This is a genomic window from Haloferax sp. AB510 (assembly GCF_024136985.1).
Classification (GTDB): Archaea; Halobacteriota; Halobacteria; order Halobacteriales; family Haloferacaceae; genus Haloferax.
This window is the reverse complement of the sequence record NZ_JAMYJY010000194.1, coordinates 1-2,719: the sequence shown is the minus strand read 5'-3', so window position 1 is coordinate 2,719 and position 2,719 is coordinate 1. Positions and strand designations below refer to the sequence as shown.

Sequence of the window (2,719 nt, the reverse complement as noted above, 5' to 3'; positions counted from 1 at the left end):
CCTCGTCGGTACGTGCTTGACGTTCCATGGGGATTTCCGCTATTGTTTCCTCGTCTGCTTCGTAGCTGTCTACAAACCCTGGGAGAACGTTATTCATCCGAATACCTTCCCCACCGTATCGATTAGCGAACATCTTTGTGAAGCTTCCAAGAGCCGCACGGAGTGCCGAAGAGACCGGAAAGTCAAGTGATGGCTCGTATGCTGAGAAGGTAGAGATATTAACAATTGACCCACCACCACTCTCTATCATAAGCGGCGTGACCATCTGTGCAATTCGAACGACGTTTAGGTATACAAGGTCGAGACGTCATGCCATTCTTCATCAGTAATATCAAGTAGGTCGCCGGTTGCTGGATGCCCAGTACTGTTTACGACTGCGTCGATGCGACCGTGTAATTCCATTGTTGTCTTGACGAGGTTTTCGAGGTCTTCCGAATCGGTTACTGAACCAGTAAGACCTGTCCCTCCGATTTCCTCGGCCACTTTAGTTGCATTGTCCGACTTCGACATTAGCACAACCTCGTAACCGGTATTCGATAACTTTCGAGCGCAGGCCGCACCGATTCCACTCCCTGCTCCGGTAACAATAGCAACACTTGATTCGCTCATACATGATGTATCGAGAGATCCAATGAAAAAAGTAACCCTAGATACTCAGTTGGTCATGTCTACAGAGTAAACTATAGTATTCGTTGGCACTGTCTAGTTAGTAACCTCCTCAACTGGCGTTCGTCCGTCGAGCGCTTGATGCGGTCTTTGAAAGTTGTAGTATTGCGCAAATTGTATGAACCACTCGCGGACGCTTCCGTGACTGCTCACCCACGAATAATAATATGTTGACACTTGGAACCAGGCCATATCTCCAAGACATAATTCTAATTTACTAACAATACTACCTGGTTGCTTAATTAATAAAATCCGTTCAGTCATGGGCGCAAATAACTGTATCCCACAGTCATATCTCGGTCACATCTCAGATATAATTGATAGAAAAAATCTTATTTACAATATATTTGTACAGACATCTCACTCAGTTAGTTGTATGCCTCGATTACCCATAGAAAAATTACATCATTCGACTAGTCTGTTATCGGACAACAATCACGGCACAAAGTCACTATCTACCAGGTTATAGTACACATATTATACAATATTGCTGGCTCAGAGTGTGACTGCAGTTTCATTGAACGCAATCTGTTTCACCTGAGCCGTTACAAAAACCGATAATTGCACTAGTCAATCTAACCGCTGCTATCCGAACTTTACACCCCATCGTTTCCGAAGAAAACAGATCAGAGTGCAGATGACTCGCCATCAGATTTTATCTAAGCTCGAAATCGTCTTTGAGAAGGCCCGCACACATCCACTCTCCGAGGATGTGTCGACACACAATTTCAGAGGATGGACTAGTTCCGTACCATTCATCTTGTATCAGTAGAGTCAGAAGGAGAGTTTGAGAAGAGATGCCTTACTTTGAGGTATCTTCGAGGAGCTGTCGAGCGTACCGGTAGATCGGCGCACCGAGCCAATCACGTCCTTCTGCCATTGCCTCGAAGGTGACTCTTGCTTCCTCCTCGCTGAGGGCATCGCGCTTGACCAGCGCCCGGAGAACGATCGGGGATAGCGCAACTTCTGCACTCACTAGTTTTCGAAGTTCAGGAAGAGCTCTGTAGTCGTCGGTAATCAAGAACGCTGCATCCACCTCACGGACTGCAGCTACGCAGCTGGCTTCACCATCGTCGATTCGGCTCGTCACAAACTCACCACCAGCGACAGCAACAACGGTGAACTCGTCGGCCGTATCGAGGACGGCATTGGCAGCTTTGCCATGGCGGTCATCGTACTCAGCAGTTCTTTGGAGTTCCTCAAGAACTGCCTCTGTGGTTGCGACGTCAAACTCGGTGACGAAGACGTCGAAAACTTCGCCGACTGAAAGAGAGTTGAATGCGCTCGTGTCTACAACGAGCATTTAGAGGTCTGCGAGCTTGTCTGCGAGTTCTTCACCACGATCAAGTACCTCTTTCGAAGCGCGGACGGCTTCGGCATCCTGTCGCCCGATAATCTCGGCCAGTTTCTCGAACTCGATGTGGTTATTCAGATACAGTTCGACAACAGCCTCACGGAAACTCTCATCAGACTCTTTCTCTTCGAGATACTGTCGGAGTGCTTCGATGAGAATCTCCGTTCGGTTTTTGTGAGTGACTTCGGCAGCGATGTCCGCGTGTGCTACTAACTCTTCGGGCAGTCGGAAGTTAACCCGTTTCGTGCTCATGTACATACAGTGTATGTACGTATTCAAAACTTTATCGGCCTGCTCGTCGCTTGGTTACTCTCGCAAAGCCCCCCTCAGATATCGTCAGAAGATTTGGAGTCCAGTTCTATATGCAGACTCGCTCCCGTATCCTGGCGAGGAGTATCTGTGTGCAGCTCTCACAACCAGTAATCTCCGGCGAAACTTCGAAGTTGGAGATGATTGGGTGAGTGGCAAAGACCCGACCAAGACCTCGTATTGTTCTCCATGGGTCGTCGCGACAATCAAACATGACGCCGTTGTCAATCCACAGGGACAAGTGACCGAGTCATTCGCCGACGAACTGATTGCAGAGTGCAAGCAGTATCTCGGCCCCCAGTAGTCTGCCTAAGTGAACATTCACCTACGTGGGCACTGTCTAGTTAGTCGCCTCCTCGACCGGTGTTCGTCCGTCGAGCGCTTGATGCG

The 2,719-nt window shown here is 48.7% G+C and carries 4 protein-coding genes and 1 pseudogene; all 5 read right to left on the bottom strand.

The features are described from left to right. Positions 1 to 265, bottom strand: a 265-nt coding sequence (locus NKF06_RS20385) for an SDR family oxidoreductase (RefSeq protein ID WP_253246440.1), incomplete at its 3' end; no start/stop codon positions are given. A gap of 20 nt (positions 266 to 285) precedes the next feature. Then, positions 286 to 609 carry an SDR family NAD(P)-dependent oxidoreductase gene (locus NKF06_RS20380; RefSeq protein WP_253246439.1) on the bottom strand — a complete coding sequence of 108 codons (324 nt, stop codon included), beginning with the start codon at positions 607 to 609 and terminating at the stop codon, positions 286 to 288. A gap of 93 nt (positions 610 to 702) precedes the next feature. After that, positions 703 to 846, bottom strand: a pseudogene (locus tag NKF06_RS20375) (integrase core domain-containing protein); the annotation flags it as partial. A gap of 622 nt (positions 847 to 1,468) precedes the next feature. After that, positions 1,469 to 1,969 (bottom strand): PIN domain-containing protein, encoded by a 501-nt coding sequence (locus NKF06_RS20370; RefSeq protein WP_253246438.1) that lies wholly within the window; start codon positions 1,967 to 1,969, stop codon positions 1,469 to 1,471. Next, a complete protein-coding gene (locus tag NKF06_RS20365) occupies positions 1,970 to 2,278 on the bottom strand; it encodes a ribbon-helix-helix protein, CopG family (RefSeq protein ID WP_004062141.1) in 309 nt (102 codons plus the stop codon). It lies immediately after the preceding gene. Between the last annotated feature and the right edge of the window lie 441 nt (positions 2,279 to 2,719).